The following is a 15559-nucleotide window of genomic DNA, read 5'->3' as shown; positions in this document are numbered from 1 at the left end:
TCACCCAGGAATTCGGGTCTGCTGGTAGCAGGCCAGGCGCCAGCTCGCGCCGGTCGGTACGTAGGTGCTGGACATGACGCCGCGGAAGGCCGGTTCGTCGCCCTCGCGATAGGCGAGGCCGGTGTAGACCAGGACCTTGCCGGCGCCCAGGTCGACGATCCGGGGGTCCTCGATCTCGAACGCGCGCCACGGCGGTGCGTCGCGCAGCGAGTCGACCACGGCGGCGCGGTCCAGTATCATGCCGTTGGCCAGCACCATCACGGCGTCGTCGGTCATCAGGCCGCCATAGAAATCCGCGCCGGTGCTGTCACACAGCGCGGCCCAGCCGCGGCGCTCGATCTCGAGCAGTTCGTGCAGGATCTCGTTATCGCCCATGTGCTCCACGGTAGGCGCGCCCGCGGGCCCGCCTACCGGGATCGCACTACATGGAGGCGATCAGGCGGTCGACGCGCTCGTCGACCGAGCGGAACGGATCCTTGCACAGCACGGTGCGCTGCGCCTGGTCGTTCAGCTTCAGGTGCACCCAGTCGACGGTGAAGTCGCGGCCGGCCTCCTGCGCGGCGGTGATGAAATCGCCGCGGAGCTTGGCGCGGGTGGTCTGCGGCGGGGTGTCCACCGCGGCGTCCACCGCCTCGTCCTCGGTGATCCGCTTGGCCAGGCCCTTGCGCTGCAGCAGGTCGAAGACGCCGCGGCCGCGCTTGATGTCGTGGTAGGCCAGATCCAGCTGGGCGATCTTCGGGTCGGACAGCTCCATGTTGTAGCGATCCTGGTAGCGCTGGAACAGCTTGCGCTTGATCACCCAGTCGATCTCGGTGTCGACCTTGGCGAAATCCTGGGCCTCGACGGCGTCCAGGGTGCGGCCCCACAGGTCCACGACCTGGTCGATCTGCGGATCCCGGTCCCGGTTGCGCAGGTGCTCGACGGCGCGGGCGTAGTACTCGCGCTGAATGTCGAGGGCACTGGCCTGCCGGCCGCCGGCCAGGCGCACCGGGCGCCGCCCGGTCATGTCGTGGCTGACCTCGCGGATCGCCCGGATCGGGTTGTCGAGCGCGAAATCGCGGAACGAGACACCCGCCTCGATCATCTCCAGCACCAGCGCGGCCGTGCCGACCTTGAGCATGGTGGTGGTTTCGGCCATGTTCGAGTCGCCCACGATGACGTGCAGCCGGCGGTATTTCTCCGCGTCGGCGTGCGGTTCGTCGCGGGTGTTGATGATCGGGCGCGAGCGGGTGGTCGCCGAGGAGACGCCCTCCCAGATGTGCTCCGCGCGCTGGGAGAGGCAGAACGTGGCCGCCTTCGGGGTCTGCAGCACTTTGCCCGCACCGCAGATCAATTGGCGCGTCACCAGGAACGGCAGCAGCACGTCGGAGATGCGGGAGAACTCACCGGCGCGCACGACGAGGAAGTTCTCGTGGCAGCCGTAGGAGTTGCCCGCGGAGTCGGTGTTGTTCTTGAACAGGTAGATGTCGCCGCCGATGCCCTCCTCGGCCAGCCGCTGTTCGGCGTCGATCAGCAGTTCCTCGAGGACGCGCTCACCGGCCCGGTCATGGGTGACCAGCTGATGCAGGCTGTCGCACTCTGCCGTGGCGTACTCCGGATGCGAACCCACATCGAGGTACAACCGAGCCCCGTTGCGCAGGAACACATTCGAGCTCCTGCCCCAGGACACCACCCGGCGGAAAAGGTACCGGGCAACCTCGTCGGGGGACAGCCGACGGTGACCGTGGAAGGTGCATGTCACACCGAACTCGGTCTCGATCCCCATGATTCGTCGCTGCACATACTCGACATTACAGCCATGTCATGTACTTCCGTGGGGCTGCGGACAACACCGGCCATACGGGTTCACAACGATTTGACCGGCGGTACCGGCCGGAAAAGGGCCCGGGCCCGCCCCGACCGCGGCGGTCGGAGCGGGCCCGGGCCCTGGCTTGTCCGGGCTATTCGGCCTCGGGGTCGGCGGCGGCCGCCGGGGCGGTCGTGGCCGGGTTGAGCAGTTTTTCCAGCGCCGATTTCGGGACCCGCCGGAAGGCCCGGCGGGGGCGGGCCTGCTCCAGCGTGGCCACCTCGAGCTGGGCGACACCGATGGTCCGCTTGTCCGGGCCCTCGGGCACCCCGGCCTGCAAGGCCTTGACCGCCACACCGACGGCGGCGGACAGGTCCAGACCGGCCTTGTAGGAGCTCTTCAGCGCGCTGACGATGGGCTCGGTCGTGCCGCCCATCACCACGTACTCGCGCTCGTCGACGATGGAGCCGTCGAAGTTGATCCGGTACAGCACCGACTGGGTCGGCTGCTCCGGATAACCCACCTCCGCGACGCAGATCTCCACCTCGTAAGGCTTGAGCTGGTCGGTGAAGATGGCGCCCAGGGTCTGGGCGTAGGCGTTGGCCAGCGCCCGGCCGGTGACATCGCGCCGGTCGAACTGGTAACCGCGCAGATCGGCCTGCAGGATGCCACTGCGGCGCAAGTTCTCGAACTCGTTGTACTTGCCCACCGCCGCGAAACCCACGCGGTCGTAGAGCTCACTCACCTTGTGCAGCGTCGCCGAGGGGTTCTCCGCGACGAACAGCACACCCTTGTCGTAGACCAGCACGATGACGCTGCGGCCGCGCGCGATGCCCTTGCGCGCGAGCTCGGTCTTGTCGCGCATGATCTGTTCGGCCGAGGCGTAGTAAGGCAGTGTCATGCCGGGGTGCCCCCTTCTTCCGCGGCCTCACGGTCGGCGACGATCGCCCGCGTGATCGCGGCCAATCGCTCCTCCGTCACCTCGTCGGAACCGTTCTCGTCGATCACCACGGCGGACGGGAAGATTCCGCGCACGAGATCCGGTCCGCCGGTGGCGGTGTCGTCGTCGGCCGCGTCGAACAGCGACTCGACGGCGATGCGCAACGCGCGCTCCTCGTCGATCCCCTTGGCGTACAGCTTCTTCAGCGACGACTTGGCGAACATCGAGCCGGAGCCGACCGCCGCGTACCCGAAGCGTTCCTCACTGCGCCCGCCGACCGCGTCATAGGTGACGATCCGGCCCTTGCGGTCCGGGTCGACCGTGTGCTCGTCGTAGCCGACCAGCACCGGCACCACCGCGAGGCCCTGCATGGCGGCGGGGAGATTGTCGCGCACCATCTTCGACAGCTTGTTGGCCTTGCCGTCGAAGGTGAGCGAAACGCCCTCGATCTTCTCGTAGTGCTCCAGCTCGATCGCGAACAATCGCACCATTTCGATGGCCAGGCCCGCGGTACCCGCGATGCCCGCGGCCGAGAAGGAGTCGGTGATGTGCACCTTCTCCATATCGCGGCTGGCCAGCAGGTTTCCCATGGTGGCGCGCCGGTCGCCGGCGATGAGCACGCCGCCGCGGTAGCTGACCGCGACGATGGTGGTGCCGTGCGGGGCGATGTCCGACACGGAGGTGCCACCGGTCATTCCGGTGGCACCTTCGATCGCGGCGAACTTGTTGCCCGGCAACAGTTCCGGTGCGTGCGAACGCAGTTGTTCGATGAACGAGGACAGCGCGGGCCCCGGCTGGAGACGCATCGGGTCACTCGCTGTCACTGGCCGCCCTTCTGCACGTACGCACGGACGAAGTCTTCGGCGTTCTCCTCGAGGACGTCATCGATCTCGTCGAGCAGGTCGTCGGTCTCCTCCGCCAGTTTCTCGCGACGCTCCTGACCCGCGGCGTCTACACCCTCGGGACCCTCGTCCTCGTCGCCGCCCCCGGTGCGCTTGGTCTGCTCTTGTGCCATGGCAGCCGACCTCCTCTGTCCTCAACATGACCGGACCTGAATTATGAGCACGGTCGCGATCATGAGCAATGTGCGTGCTCGTCCTTCAACCCTACCCAGCAACACCGACCAGGTGGCGCATCTGTGTTCAATTCGCTGTCCGGTTGTGTTCGCTTACGTGGTCAACTGTTCCACCAGATCGGCCGCCGAGTTCACCCCGTCCAGCAGTTTGCCTACATGCGCCTTGGTGCCCCGGCGCGGTTCCAGGGTGGGAATCCGCACCAGCGAATCCCCGCCCAGATCAAAGATCACCGAATCCCAACTGGCAGCCGCGATGTCGGCGCCGAAGCGGCGCAGGCACTCGCCGCGGAAGTAGGCGCGAGTGTCGGTCGGCGGGTTGGTCATCGCGTCGAGCACCTGCTGCTCGCTGATCAGCCGCTTCATCGAGCCGCGCGCCACCAGGCGGTTGTAGAGCCCCTTGTCCAGGCGCACGTCGGAGTACTGAAGGTCGATCATGTGCAGCTTGGGCGCCGCCCAGCCCAGGCCCTCCCGCTGGCGGTAGCCCTCGAGCAGGCGCAGCTTGGCGGTCCAGTCCAGCAGGTTCGCCGTCTCCATCGGGTCGCGTTCCAGCAGGTCCAGCACCATGGCCCAGTTTTCCAGGATGTCGCGGGCGCGCGGGTCGTCGACGCCCTCGCGGTCCATGAACTTGGCCACCCGCTCGTGGTAGAGCCGCTGCAGGGCCAGGCCGGTGAGCTCGCGGCCGTCGACCAGGGCCACGGTGGCGCGCAGGGTGGGGTCGTGGCTGATCTGGTGCACGGCGGTGACCGGGCGGGCCAGCTGCAGATCGGAGAGATCCTCGCCGGCCTCGATCAGATCCAGCACCAGGGCGGTGGTGCCGACCTTGAGGTAGGTCGACATCTCGGCCAGGTTGGCGTCGCCGATGATGACGTGCAGGCGGCGGTATTTGTCCGCGTCGGCGTGCGGTTCGTCGCGGGTGTTGATGATGCCGCGCTTGAGCGTGGTCTCCAGGCCGACCTCGACCTCGATGTAGTCGGCGCGCTGGGACAGCTGGAAACCGGCGTGGTCGCCGGACTGGCCGATGCCGACCCGGCCGGAGCCGCAGATCACCTGCCGGGACACGAAGAACGGGGTGAGCCCGACGATGATCTGGTTGAACGGGGTGTCGCGGCTCATCAGGTAGTTCTCGTGGGTGCCGTAGGAGGCGCCCTTGCCGTCGACGTTGTTCTTGTAGAGCTGCAGGCGCGGGGCGCCGGGCACGCTGGAGGCGTGCCGCGCGGCGGCCTCCATGACCCGTTCGCCCGCTTTGTCCCAGATCACCGCGTCCAGCGCGTCGGTGACCTCGGGCGCGGAGTACTCCGGGTGCGCGTGGTCGACATACAGCCGCGCCCCGTTGGTGAGGATCATGTTGGCCGCGCCGACCTCGTCGGCGTCGATCACCGGGGCCGGGCCGTTCATCCGGGACAGGTCGAAACCGCGCGCGTCCCGCAGCGGGGACTCCACCTCGTAATCCCAGCGGGTTCGCTTCGCGCGCGGCACTCCCTCAGCGGCGGCGTAGGCGAGGACCGCTTGCGTGGAGGTGAGAATCGGGTTCGCCGACGGCTCGGTGGGAGTGGAGATGCCGTATTCGACCTCGATACCGATAATGCGCTGCATACCTCGAGCCTAGGCGACGCGCCCCCGCGACCCCGCCGCACCCGGGGTCCGGCGAGCCGGATGTCATTCCGGCGAGCGGTGTTCCGGCCGCCGGTGTCAGTTGTCGAACCAGACGACCAAGCGCACCTTGTCGGCGCCGTGCACCGCGGCCAGCGCGGCCATCACATCCCAGGTCGGCTGCCAGCTGCCGCCTTGGGCGATCACATCACCCCTGGTCAGGCGGACGACACGAAACATGGTGTCGCCGTCGACCCACTCGGTGCCCTCCGGCCAGCTCTCCCCGTAGCCGAACTCGGGCCGATCCGACTTGCCGGCCAGCTCGGCGAACCGGGCGCTCCAGACCGCCTTGCCGGCCTCGGCCCACCGACCGTCGGGCCCACGGCGGAATTCGTGGATGCGGGCATCCGGTTCCTCGGCGGGCACGCTCCAATCGATACGGGCGATTTCCTCCCAGCCGATCCACGTGCCGCTGTGAAAGCCGTCCTCGGCGTAGGCGTCCCGGACCGTCTGCGAAGCGTCCTTGGGCAGACCGCGATGCGCCGCGATCGGGCGAAAGCCCGCGTGGTTGCGGACGCCGAACAGCAGGCCGAAGGCGTCGTAGTCGCGACCGCCCTCGATCAGATCGAAATCCATCGCGGCCTGCCAACTGTCTCGACGCCACCAGACCCGGCATTCGATGTAGCCGTGGATATCGCACCCCATACCCGGCGATTCTCCCCGGCGGGGCGCGCTGCGGGCAAAGGCTTTTCGGCTGTCTCCTCCGGGTGACGGACCGGGATGTCATCCCCGGAGTCGTACTTCCGGAGGACCCTGGGCGGGGCCGTGCGCCCGATAGTCGAAACATGACCGAATCGATTGTCGATCCTCGCCCGGAAGCAGGGCGGCACCGTACCCCGGAGGCGCCCGCGCGGCCCACCCGACTGGTCGCGCTGGATGTGCTGCGCGGCATCGCGATCCTCGGCACGCTCGGCACGAACATCTGGATTCTCACCAACCCGCAGGGGCTCGTCGGCTATATCGGCGACCTCGGGTCGGCGGCGGACAGCGGGTGGATGTGGGCCGAGCGGGCGCTGCAGCAGATCGCCCAGGGCAAGTTCCTGGGGCTGCTCACCATCATGTTCGGCATCGGCCTGGCGATCCAGCAGCGCTCGGCGGCTCGAGGCGGGCGGCGCTGGCCGGGGAAGTATCCGCTGCGGGCCGGGCTGCTGTTCCTGGACGGTGTGCTGAATTTCGTGCTCGTCGCCGAATTCGACGTGCTGATGGGCTACGCCGTCACCGGCCTGGTGGTGGCCTACGTGCTCGCGACGAGTGAACGGGCGCAACGCCGTTGGCTGATCATCGCGGCCGGTGTGCACGTGGCGATGCTGACCCTGATCGCGCTCGCGCTCACCTTCGGGCCGCGCGGGGAATCCGCGCCGCGCCAGGACCTGGACCCGAATCCCTATGCGGACGGCTCGTTCTGGGATCTGGTGCTGTTCCGGCTCGATCACGCCCTGCAGTTCCGGATCGAGGCGGTCTTCGTGTTCGCCATGTCGGTGGCGCTGTTCCTGGCGGGCGCTCGCCTGTTCCGGGCGGGCGTGTTCACGCCGGAGGGCGCGCGGCTGCGCAAGCGGCTGATGCTCGCCGGCGCGATCGCCGCGCCGATCGATCTGGCCGCCGGGATCGCGGTGGGCGGCGACATCGTCGTGTTCACCCGGTACGGGACCGCGCCGTTCGTCGCCTTCGGCGTGCTGGCGCTGGTCGCGGAGTTCTACGTGCGCCGCGACCGGGTCGGCTTCGTGGGCCGGCGGCTCACCGATGTCGGGCGGACCGCGCTCAGCTGCTACATCCTGCAGAACCTGGTGGCCTCGGTGTTCTGCTACGGCTGGGGTTTCGGGCTGGCGGCCCGGGTCTCCCCCGAGGCGTACGTGCCGTTCACGATCGGGATGTACCTGCTGGTGTCGCTGATCATGATCACCGCCGCGCATCTGTGGCTGCGCCGCTTCGACCGCGGGCCGGTGGAATGGTTGTGGCACAGCAGCTATCGCCTGCTGACCCGGGAGCGTTGAGACCGCGCGAGAATCGATCTCGGCGAAAGAACACGAGTAGTCCACTACTCGTGTTCTTTTCGTCCGGCCGGGTGAAGCTGGTGGCGTTCGAAGTATCGAATTACCCGGCGCTGCCCGGATTTACGGAGTCCCTTGATGAAAGCCTCGGTCCGCGAGGTCTGGTTGCCGTTCAACGCGTCGCTGCACGGCCGCTACCCCGGCCCCGGCGACGACATCGATGTCTTCCGCAGGCTCGAGCAGTTGGAGACGTTGCTGCGCGGGCGCATGGTCCGGCACGGCAGCGGCGCACTCGTCATGCCGTTCGCGGCCTTCAACTCCTGGCCCGCCGACGCCCAGCTCGGCCTGCTCAGCATGGGCTGGCACATGGGCGCCGAGTTCCACTTCCCGCGCTTTCAGGACGCCACCTTCGACCGCGATTGGCTGCGCTGCGCGGCCGAGTGCCGCATCAATCCCGAGAGCGGTCCCACCGCCCGGCGCAACGACCGCGATCAGCAGCTGTTCCGCAACGCCCATCGCGTCGAGAGCGAGGGCCTGGATCCCGAAGTGCTGCTCTTCGAGGTCCCCTGAGCGACCGGCTACGGTGGGCCGAATGGAGTTCGCACAGGGCTGGGACAGCATCACCACGCTGGTCGAGGACCGCTGGGTGGAGCGGCGGCCGCGCCGGCCGGAGATCGCGGCGCAACTCCGGCGCGAAACCCGCCTGCTGCCGTGGCTGGCGCCCCGGCTCCCGCTGCCGATTCCGGTGCCCTGGGTGGCCGGTGCGGCGCCGCTGATCGTGCGCCACGCACTCGTGCCCGGCGCGGCGACCGAAGCTCCCACCGGCGAGCACGGTGCGATCGTCGGCGCGTTCCTGCGCGCACTGCACGACAGCCCCGCCGAGGAGGCCGTGCGGCACGGTTTGCCGCCCGCCGAAACGACCCGGCGCGAACGCGCGGAGACGACCGCCCGGTTCCGGGCCGAGGTGCTCCCCCTGCTCCCGCCCGCGCACCGCGACCAGGCCGGCGCCCTCCTCGACACCTGGCAGGACTTTCCAGCCGACACACTCGTGCACGGCGACCTCGGTCCCGAACACCTGCTCACCGCCGACGGCCAGGTCACCGGCGTAATCGATTTCGGCGACGCCCACCTGGGCGACCCGGCCATCGATCTGGCCTGGGTATTGTTCGGCGCCCCAACGGCTTTCGCCGACGCCGCCGCGACGGCCTACGGCGTCGGCACCGAACTCCGCCGCCGCGCCTGGCACTGGCACCAGCTCGGGCCCTGGTACGAGGTCACCTACGGCATCGACATCGCCGACCCGGCCGTCCAGCGCGACGGCCTCGCCGGCGTCGTCGCCCGCCTGGTCCTCGGCTGACCAGCGCCGCGACCACCCCACAGCACCCGCCCCGAAAAACGCTACCGCTGCGCATTGCGAACAGCGCGGCGAGCCCGCGGGTCGGGCCACCGCATCGACTCAGACGTCGAAGTACAGGTCGAACTCGTACGGGTGGGGGCGCACGTTGATCTCGGCGATCTCGGTCTCGCGCTTGAGGCGGATCCACGTTTCGATGAGATCGTCGGTGAAGACGTTGCCCTCGGTGAGGTAGTCGTGGTCGGCTTCGAGCCGGTCGATGACGATGTCGAGGCTGGCGGGGGTGCGGTTGACCTCGGCGGACTCCTCGGGGGTGAGTTCGTAGAGGTCTTTGTCGATGGGGGTGGCGGGCTCGATCTTGTTCTTGATCCCGTCCAGGCCCGCCATCATCATCGCGGCGAACGCGAGGTAGGGATTGCCGGAGGAATCGGGACAGCGGAATTCCAGGCGCTTGGCGAAACGGCTGGTGCCGGTGACCGGAATGCGCACTGCGGCAGACCGATTGCGCTGGCTGTACACCAGATTCACCGGGGCCTCGTAGCCGGGCACCAGGCGCTTGTAGGAATTCACGGTCGGATTGGTGAACGCCAGCAGCGAGGCCGCGTGCCGCAGCAGGCCGCCGATGTAGTGCCGGGCCAGATCCGAGAGCCCGGCATACCCGGCCTCGTCGTAGAACAGCGGTTCGCCGTCCTTCCACAGCGATTGGTGCACGTGCATTCCGGAACCGTTGTCGCCGAACAGCGGCTTCGGCATGAACGTCACCGTCTTGCCGCTGTTCCACGCGGTGTTCTTGATGATGTATTTGTAGAGCTGCAGATCGTCGGCGGCGGCCAGCAGCGTGTTGTACTTGTAATTGATCTCGGCCTGCCCGGCGGTGCCGACCTCGTGGTGCCCCTTCTCCAATTCCAGCCCGGCCGCCTGCAATTTGGTGCACATCTCGTCGCGCAGGTCGACTTCGTGGTCGTAGGGCGCGACCGGGAAATAGCCGCCTTTTGGCCGCACCTTGTAGCCGCGATTCAGCGAGCCGTCCGGGTTGTACTTCTCGCCGGTGTTCCAGGACGCCGACGCCGAATCCACCTCGTAGTAGGCGCGATTCATGCCGGTGCTGTAGCGGACGGCGTCGAAGATATAGAACTCCGCCTCCGGCCCGAAGTAGGCGGTGTCGGCGATAGCGGTGCTGCGCAGGTAGTCCTCGGCTTTGCGGGCGACATTGCGCGGGTCGCGGCTGTAGGCCTCGTGGGTGTGCGGATCGTGCACGAAACAGTTCAGGTTCAGCGTTTTCGCGCTGCGGAACGGGTCCAGGCGCGCGGTGCGCAGATCGGGCAGCAGCAGCATGTCGGACTCGTGGATGGACTGGAACCCGCGCACCGACGAACCGTCGAAGGCCAGGCCGTTGTCCACCAGATCGTCGCCGAACATGACGGCGGGCACCGAGAAATGCTGTTGCACGCCGGGAACATCACAGAAACGGATATCGATGTATTCGACTTCCTCCGCGCGGATGAAGTCCTGAATTCCTTCGGTGGTGTGGGCAATCGACACGGTTCTACTCCTCGCTCGCGCGGATCGTGCACGTCCGCGGATCGGCGAGGCGACCGTCCCAGATTCGACCGGACCGCTGCGTTGCGGATCACGGCAGGTGCTGCTCGCCGATCTCACCATACGACTCCCACCGCACCGCCGGAGCGAGAATCAGCGCCCCGCACAAAGACCGGCGGGCGGGTTCGGCATTCTGCCGATAGCGCGGGCGCGAACGGTGCGGTGAGCTGAACCACACGGCCGCGGTGGCCGTGGCGGATCCGAGAGGCTCGAGATGATTTCGTCTGCGCTGCGTGTCGCGGCGGGCGTGCTGTGCTGCGCGGTCACAGCGGGCGTGCTGCCCGGCGCCGCGGCGGCGGACCCGGTGCACACCTGGTTCGTCGGCGCGGACGCCCCGGCGAACGGAAATGGTTCGGAGGCAGCGCCTTTCGCCAGTCTGGCCGCGGTCTCGGCGGCCGCCGGCCCGGGTGACACCATCATCGTGCTGGCCGCGTCCACACCCCTGGACGGCGGCATCGCCCTGCGGCCGGGACAGAAGCTGCTCGGGCGCGGCGGAACCCTGACGAACTCCACCGCCGCCCACGACGGCGACGCGGTGCGCTTGGCCCCCGGCACCGAGGTCCGCGACCTCGTCGTCGCGGGCGCGCAGCGCGCGGGCATCTACGGCCGCAACGTCGAGTCCGTGGTGCTCAGCGGCAATACCGTGACCGACACCAACCGGGCCTGCCACACAGGCTTCGTGGTGCAGCCGTTCCCGCCGATGCTGGGCGTCCCGTTCGGCATGTCGCTGCCCGCGGCGCCGAACCTGATCGCGCTCACCAACGGCTGGGCGGGCATCATGATCGACTCCGACGCCGGCGCGAGCACCCTCGTGATCGAGCGGAACACGGTGCGCGACACCGCCTGTGGCGATGGCATCGACGTCCGCACCAGCGGCACGGCCCAGGTCACCGCGACGCTGACCGGCAATCTCACCGAGGACATCAACGAGGGCCTGTCCAAGTTCTCGGTGCTGGCGCTGGGCCTGCAGAGCACCGGCGACTCCGCGCTCACGGCCACCCTGCACGGCAACACCCAGCGCCGGATCGCGTTGCCCGCCAACGATCCCAAGAACGCGGTCGCCGACAGCGAGGGCGTGTTCGTCAACGCCGCCGAGCGCGCCCGCATGCGCATCGCCATCGACCGCAACCGCTACGAACAGGGCGGCGGTCATTTCTCCGCCAACGGCATCGAATTCGTCACCAGCAACGGCACACCGGACAGCGAGGTGACGCTGACCGACAGCGAATTCCGGGACGTGCCTGGCGATATCGTGCAGAACCTGAACCTGAGCAACGAGGGCGCGCGCCACATCATGACGATCGACGGGCTGGTCGCCACCGGCTCCAGCTTCCCGGGCGCTGTGCTGAACCCGATCGTGCCCGGCAACCTCGGAACCTGTTTGTTCTCGGCCAGTTTCGGCCGCGCCAACCATACGGCGCTGACCCTGCGCAATGCCCGGCTGAGCGGGTGCAGCGCCGACGGCCTCGGCGTCTACGCCTACTCCCCCGCCGGACCGGATCCCGCGCGGCACCTGATGACCTTCGCCGTCTCCGACACCACGATCGCCGACGCGCAGGTCGCCGATCTGCACATCCGCACCGTCGGCGACCTCACTCTGACCGGGACGATCGAGCGCACCCGGATCGCGGGCGAGATCGCGCTGGGCCGGACCGGCGGCACGCTCGGCCCGGGCTCGATGCTCGACTTCACCAGCGGTAACTGCCTCACCCCGGCCGCCATACGGGCGCTCGAGTCCGCCCCGCTGCCGGTGCGCGTCAGCCCCAACTGCGAGTAGTGCTGGATTTGCGGATACACCCCGATCCGCCCAGCTGCCGGGACGCCTCGGCCCGACTGCGCATAGTGAGGTTTCCGCATGTCCCGGCGCGCGGCGACAGGTCAGCCCAGTATCCGGCGCGACCGGCAGGCACCCCGGCCCGGTCGTGGACGGCGCGGGCCAGCAGCTTGGTCACATGCACAAACCCACGCCGGACAGTCTTCGCGTTTGCCGCTAGCCGAAGCCGGGGTCGGTGCGTTGTCCTTGAAGGACGCTGAGGTCAAGCCGTTGCACGGGGCGATGGTGTGGCCTCTACCACGATGAGTAGACAGGTTCGGGTTTTGGTTTCATCGACAGTCCCGGCGGACAAGGTTCGTCCGGACACGTTGTGCGCCGCCTTCCAGGCGAACGTGGCGCGCTATGGCGACGCGGTCGCCCTGCGCACCATGGGTGGCGCGCAGTCGCTGACCTGGCGGGAGTACGGCGAGCGGGTCCGCGCGATCGCGGCGGGCCTAGCGGGGCTGGGGGTCGGGCCGGGCGACACGGTGGCGCTGATGCTCACCAACCGCCCCGAGTTCCACCTGTGCGACACCGGCGTACTGCACACCGGCGCGACGCCGTTCTCGGTGTACAACACCAACCCGGTGGACCTGCTGGCATACCAGTTCGGCAATGCCGGCAACAAGGTGGTGATCTGCGAAAAGCAGTTCGCGCCACAGATTCTCGCGGCGGTGGCCAAGGCGGCCGAGCAGGGCAACCAGGTGGAGCACGTCGTCTGCGTCGACGAAGCCGTGGACGGCACGCTGTCGCTGGCCGAGGTCACGGCGAACCCGAAGGCGGGCTTCGACTTCGAGGCCACCTGGCGCGCGGTGGACCCCGAGGACCTGCTCACCATCGTCTACACCTCCGGCACCACCGGCCCGCCCAAGGGCGTGGAGCTCACCCACACCAACTTCATCGAGAACGCCCGCGTCATCGAGCAATTCGGCGGCGGCGGCATCGACGACCGGGTGATCTCCTATCTGCCCGACGCGCACGCCGCCAACCGCTGGTTCGCGCACTACCTGACCATGCTCGAGGGCGGCCAGATCACCACCGTGCCCGACTTCAAGCAGGTCGCGGCCGCGCTGAGCGAGGTGCATCCCTCGGTGTTCCTGGGCGTGCCGCGGGTCTGGGTGAAGGTGAAGGGCGCGCTGGAGGAGCGCTTCGCCGCGGAGCAGCCGCTCAAACGCCGCCTGGTGCACTGGGCGATCGGCGTGGGTCGGGCGCGGGCGCGCGCCGCCTCGGCGGCCCGGCCGCTGAGCGCGGCGCAGCGGGCGCAGTACCGGATCGCGGAAAAGCTGGTGCTGCTACCGATTCGGGAGAAGCTCGGCCTGGACAAGGTGCGCGTCGCGGTCACCGGCTCGGTGGCCATTCCGCCCGAGGTGCACGAATTCTTCCTCGGTCTCGGTCTGCCGTTGTGCGAGGGGTACGGCATGACCGAGTGCACGGCGGGCGCCACGCTCAACGGCCCGGACCGGGTCAAGATCGGCACGGTCGGCACGCCGCTGCCCGGCGCGGAGATCAAGCTCGCCGACGACGGCGAGGTCCTGGTGCGCGGCAAGATGGTGATGCGCGGCTACCGCAACGATCCCGTGAAGACCGCCGAGACGGTCGACGCCGAGGGCTGGCTGCACACCGGCGACATCGGCACGATCGATGCCGACGGCTACCTCTCGATCGTGGATCGCAAGAAGGAGCTGATCATCAACGCGGCGGGCAAGAACATGTCGCCGTCCAACATCGAGAACACCATCGCCGCGTCCACGCCGCTGGCCGGCACGGTCGTGGTGATCGGTGAGCAGCGACCGTTCAACACCGCGATGATCTGCCTGGATCCCGATCTGGCGGCCGCCTTCGCGCAGCGCCACGGCATCAGCGCCGGGCCGACGGCGGAGCTGGCGAAGAATCCGCAGGTCCTGGCCGCGATCGAGCAGGGCGTCGCCGAGGCCAACGGCAAGCTCTCCCGGGTCGAGCAGGTGAAGAAATACATCGTGCTGCCCGATGTCTGGGAGAACGGCGGCGACTGCCTGACGGCGACCGGAAAACTCAAGCGAAACCCGATCGCGGCTCGTTATACCGCTACGATCGAGGATCTTTACTCGAAGTAAGTCAGGGGATAGCAATGTCGCTACCGCGCACCCGGAGGCTCGCATGAGCAGTACTGGCGAAGCCCCACGCCTCGATGCCGACCGGGTGCGCGTGGCCCGCACGACGCAGTTGTACGACGATCTGCACCGGCGGGCGGCCTCGATGGTCGACGGCTTCTACTCCGCGCTGCCGCCCTACAACCAGATGCCGCAATCGCTGGTGGAAGCCGAGTTCGCGCGCGGCACCAAGCTCAATGTGGATCTGTTCTTCGAGTGTCTGCGCCGCGACGCCGAACCCACCGAGGACGACACCCGCGAACTGATCGAACTCGCCATGGGCCGGGTGCGCGACGGCACGCCGCTGCCGGAGGTGCTCGAGCGCTACCGGCTGGGCGCGACCTTCCTGTGGGAGCGGCTGCGCGAATCCGCCGGGACCGGCGAGCAGGAGGCCCTGCTCGATGTGTCGCTGGCGCTGCTGAAGTACGTCACCCTGGTCACCACGCGGATCGCCACCGCCGCCACCCAGCGCTCGCACGATCCGCGCTGGGAGTTGCTGGAACGCCGCCGCGGCATCGCCGACGCGCTGCTCACCGGCCAGGATCCGGTCGAGTGGGCCAACGATCCGGTGATCCCGGTGGCGGAGGCGTTCCTGGTCGCGGTGTTCCGGCTGTGCGGCACCAACGGCGGGCCCGCCTCGGCGCTGCGGCATCGGGTGGAGGCGATTCCGGGTGTCTTCCTGCGACTGGACGCCGGCGGCTGGACCGCGCTGATTCCGTTGCAGCCCGGGGACGACGGCGCGCAGACCCTGGCCGGTCTCACCGCGCGGCTGCCCTCCCAGCAGACCGGGCAGGCGCCGCCGTACTGGGTCGGGGTGGGCGCCGCGCGCACCCGGGCCGAGATTCCCGCGATGTTCGCCGAGGCGCGCGTGCTGGCCGAACTGGGCCGCTGCCTGACCCGGCGCGAAATCCTCTGCCGCCGCACCGATCTGCAGTTCGAGTACACCGTGGCGGTCAGCGACGCGGCCCGGCCGGGTCTGGCGTCGGTGCTGGCGCCGCTGGACGCGCAGCCGATGCTGGCCGAGACGCTGGAGGTGTTCGTCGACAGCGGCTTCAATCAGCTGGCCACCGCGCGCCAGCTCAACGTGCACCGCAACACCGTGACCTACCGGTTGTCGCGCGTGCACGAACTGACCGGCTTGGACCCGCACCGCCCCGCCGACGCCATGACACTGTCCGCGGCCCGGCTGGCACGCCGGCTCGAGTCGGCGGCCTTCGCGCCGTAA

At 68.7% G+C, this 15559-nt stretch carries 14 protein-coding genes; 6 read left to right on the top strand and 8 right to left on the bottom strand.

What is annotated here, in order from left to right:
• From AB0I43_RS24360 to AB0I43_RS24330, 7 genes are all read right to left on the bottom strand, one after another.
• Nucleotides 1-375, bottom strand: coding sequence for a nuclear transport factor 2 family protein (locus tag AB0I43_RS24360; protein ID WP_356974464.1), 375 nt, complete (start codon nucleotides 373-375; stop codon nucleotides 1-3).
• A gap of 46 nt (nucleotides 376-421) precedes the next feature.
• Nucleotides 422-1780 carry a Pup--protein ligase gene (gene pafA / locus AB0I43_RS24355; RefSeq protein ID WP_356974465.1) on the bottom strand — a complete coding sequence of 453 codons (1359 nt, stop codon included), beginning with the start codon at nucleotides 1778-1780 and terminating at the stop codon, nucleotides 422-424.
• Between the two features lie 160 nt (nucleotides 1781-1940).
• A complete protein-coding gene (prcA, locus tag AB0I43_RS24350) occupies nucleotides 1941-2687 on the bottom strand; it encodes a proteasome subunit alpha (RefSeq protein WP_356974466.1) in 747 nt (248 codons plus the stop codon).
• Entirely contained in the window at nucleotides 2684-3532 is an 849-nt protein-coding gene (gene prcB / locus AB0I43_RS24345) for a proteasome subunit beta (RefSeq protein WP_356974467.1), read from the bottom strand. Before prcB ends, prcA begins: the two co-directional genes overlap by 4 nt.
• A gap of 14 nt (nucleotides 3533-3546) precedes the next feature.
• Nucleotides 3547-3741, bottom strand: a complete 195-nt coding sequence (locus AB0I43_RS24340) for a ubiquitin-like protein Pup (protein ID WP_194813738.1) — start codon at nucleotides 3739-3741, stop codon at nucleotides 3547-3549.
• A 153-nt stretch (nucleotides 3742-3894) separates the two neighbouring features.
• Entirely contained in the window at nucleotides 3895-5394 is a 1500-nt protein-coding gene (gene dop, locus AB0I43_RS24335; RefSeq protein WP_356974468.1) for a depupylase/deamidase Dop, read from the bottom strand.
• 96 nt (nucleotides 5395-5490) lie between these two features.
• On the bottom strand, nucleotides 5491-6096 hold the full coding sequence (locus AB0I43_RS24330) for a hypothetical protein (RefSeq protein WP_356974469.1): 606 nt from the start codon (nucleotides 6094-6096) through the stop codon (nucleotides 5491-5493).
• 140 nt (nucleotides 6097-6236) lie between these two features.
• Between AB0I43_RS24330 and AB0I43_RS24325 the strand changes: the two genes are divergently transcribed.
• The 3 genes from AB0I43_RS24325 to AB0I43_RS24315 all read left to right on the top strand — a co-directional run bounded on the left by AB0I43_RS24325 (nucleotide 6237) and on the right by AB0I43_RS24315 (nucleotide 8796).
• Nucleotides 6237-7442, top strand: coding sequence for a DUF418 domain-containing protein (locus AB0I43_RS24325; protein WP_356974470.1), 1206 nt, complete (start codon nucleotides 6237-6239; stop codon nucleotides 7440-7442).
• 135 nt (nucleotides 7443-7577) lie between these two features.
• Nucleotides 7578-8009 (top strand): hypothetical protein, encoded by a 432-nt coding sequence (locus AB0I43_RS24320; protein ID WP_356974471.1) that lies wholly within the window; start codon nucleotides 7578-7580, stop codon nucleotides 8007-8009.
• Between the two features lie 22 nt (nucleotides 8010-8031).
• Nucleotides 8032-8796 (top strand): phosphotransferase, encoded by a 765-nt coding sequence (locus AB0I43_RS24315; protein WP_356974472.1) that lies wholly within the window; start codon nucleotides 8032-8034, stop codon nucleotides 8794-8796.
• 99 nt (nucleotides 8797-8895) lie between these two features.
• On the opposite strand, the gene glnA is transcribed toward AB0I43_RS24315, so the two are convergent.
• Nucleotides 8896-10329, bottom strand: coding sequence for a type I glutamate--ammonia ligase (gene glnA, locus AB0I43_RS24310; protein ID WP_356974573.1), 1434 nt, complete (start codon nucleotides 10327-10329; stop codon nucleotides 8896-8898).
• A gap of 277 nt (nucleotides 10330-10606) precedes the next feature.
• Between glnA and AB0I43_RS24305 the strand changes: the two genes are divergently transcribed.
• From AB0I43_RS24305 to AB0I43_RS24295, 3 genes are all read left to right on the top strand, one after another.
• The gene (locus AB0I43_RS24305; protein WP_356974473.1) at nucleotides 10607-12169 is read left to right on the top strand and encodes a right-handed parallel beta-helix repeat-containing protein; all 1563 of its coding nucleotides are present in this window, start codon (nucleotides 10607-10609) and stop codon (nucleotides 12167-12169) included.
• A 320-nt stretch (nucleotides 12170-12489) separates the two neighbouring features.
• Nucleotides 12490-14298: an AMP-dependent synthetase/ligase gene (locus AB0I43_RS24300; RefSeq protein WP_356974474.1), complete on the top strand. Its 1809-nt coding sequence runs from the start codon at nucleotides 12490-12492 to the stop codon at nucleotides 14296-14298.
• A 43-nt stretch (nucleotides 14299-14341) separates the two neighbouring features.
• Nucleotides 14342-15559, top strand: coding sequence for a helix-turn-helix domain-containing protein (locus AB0I43_RS24295; RefSeq protein ID WP_356974475.1), 1218 nt, complete (start codon nucleotides 14342-14344; stop codon nucleotides 15557-15559).

Origin of the sequence: Nocardia sp. NPDC050435 (assembly GCF_040655395.1) — a bacterium.
Classification (GTDB): Bacteria; Actinomycetota; Actinomycetes; order Mycobacteriales; family Mycobacteriaceae; genus Nocardia.
This window is presented reverse-complemented; position numbering and strand designations above follow the sequence as displayed.

Excerpts from the sequence above, each read along its gene's own strand:
- AB0I43_RS24360 (WP_356974464.1), bottom strand. The coding sequence starts at position 375 with ATGGGCGATAACGAGATCCTGCACGAACTGCTCGAGATCGAGCGCCGC.
- prcA (WP_356974466.1), bottom strand. The coding sequence starts at position 2,687 with ATGACACTGCCTTACTACGCCTCGGCCGAACAGATCATGCGCGACAAG.
- prcB (WP_356974467.1), bottom strand. The coding sequence starts at position 3,532 with ATGCGTCTCCAGCCGGGGCCCGCGCTGTCCTCGTTCATCGAACAACTG.
- AB0I43_RS24340 (WP_194813738.1), bottom strand. The coding sequence starts at position 3,741 with ATGGCACAAGAGCAGACCAAGCGCACCGGGGGCGGCGACGAGGACGAG.
- dop (WP_356974468.1), bottom strand. The coding sequence starts at position 5,394 with ATGCAGCGCATTATCGGTATCGAGGTCGAATACGGCATCTCCACTCCC.
- AB0I43_RS24330 (WP_356974469.1), bottom strand. The coding sequence starts at position 6,096 with ATGGGGTGCGATATCCACGGCTACATCGAATGCCGGGTCTGGTGGCGT.
- AB0I43_RS24325 (WP_356974470.1), top strand. The coding sequence starts at position 6,237 with ATGACCGAATCGATTGTCGATCCTCGCCCGGAAGCAGGGCGGCACCGT.
- AB0I43_RS24320 (WP_356974471.1), top strand. The coding sequence starts at position 7,578 with ATGAAAGCCTCGGTCCGCGAGGTCTGGTTGCCGTTCAACGCGTCGCTG.
- AB0I43_RS24315 (WP_356974472.1), top strand. The coding sequence starts at position 8,032 with ATGGAGTTCGCACAGGGCTGGGACAGCATCACCACGCTGGTCGAGGAC.
- AB0I43_RS24305 (WP_356974473.1), top strand. The coding sequence starts at position 10,607 with ATGATTTCGTCTGCGCTGCGTGTCGCGGCGGGCGTGCTGTGCTGCGCG.
- AB0I43_RS24295 (WP_356974475.1), top strand. The coding sequence starts at position 14,342 with ATGAGCAGTACTGGCGAAGCCCCACGCCTCGATGCCGACCGGGTGCGC.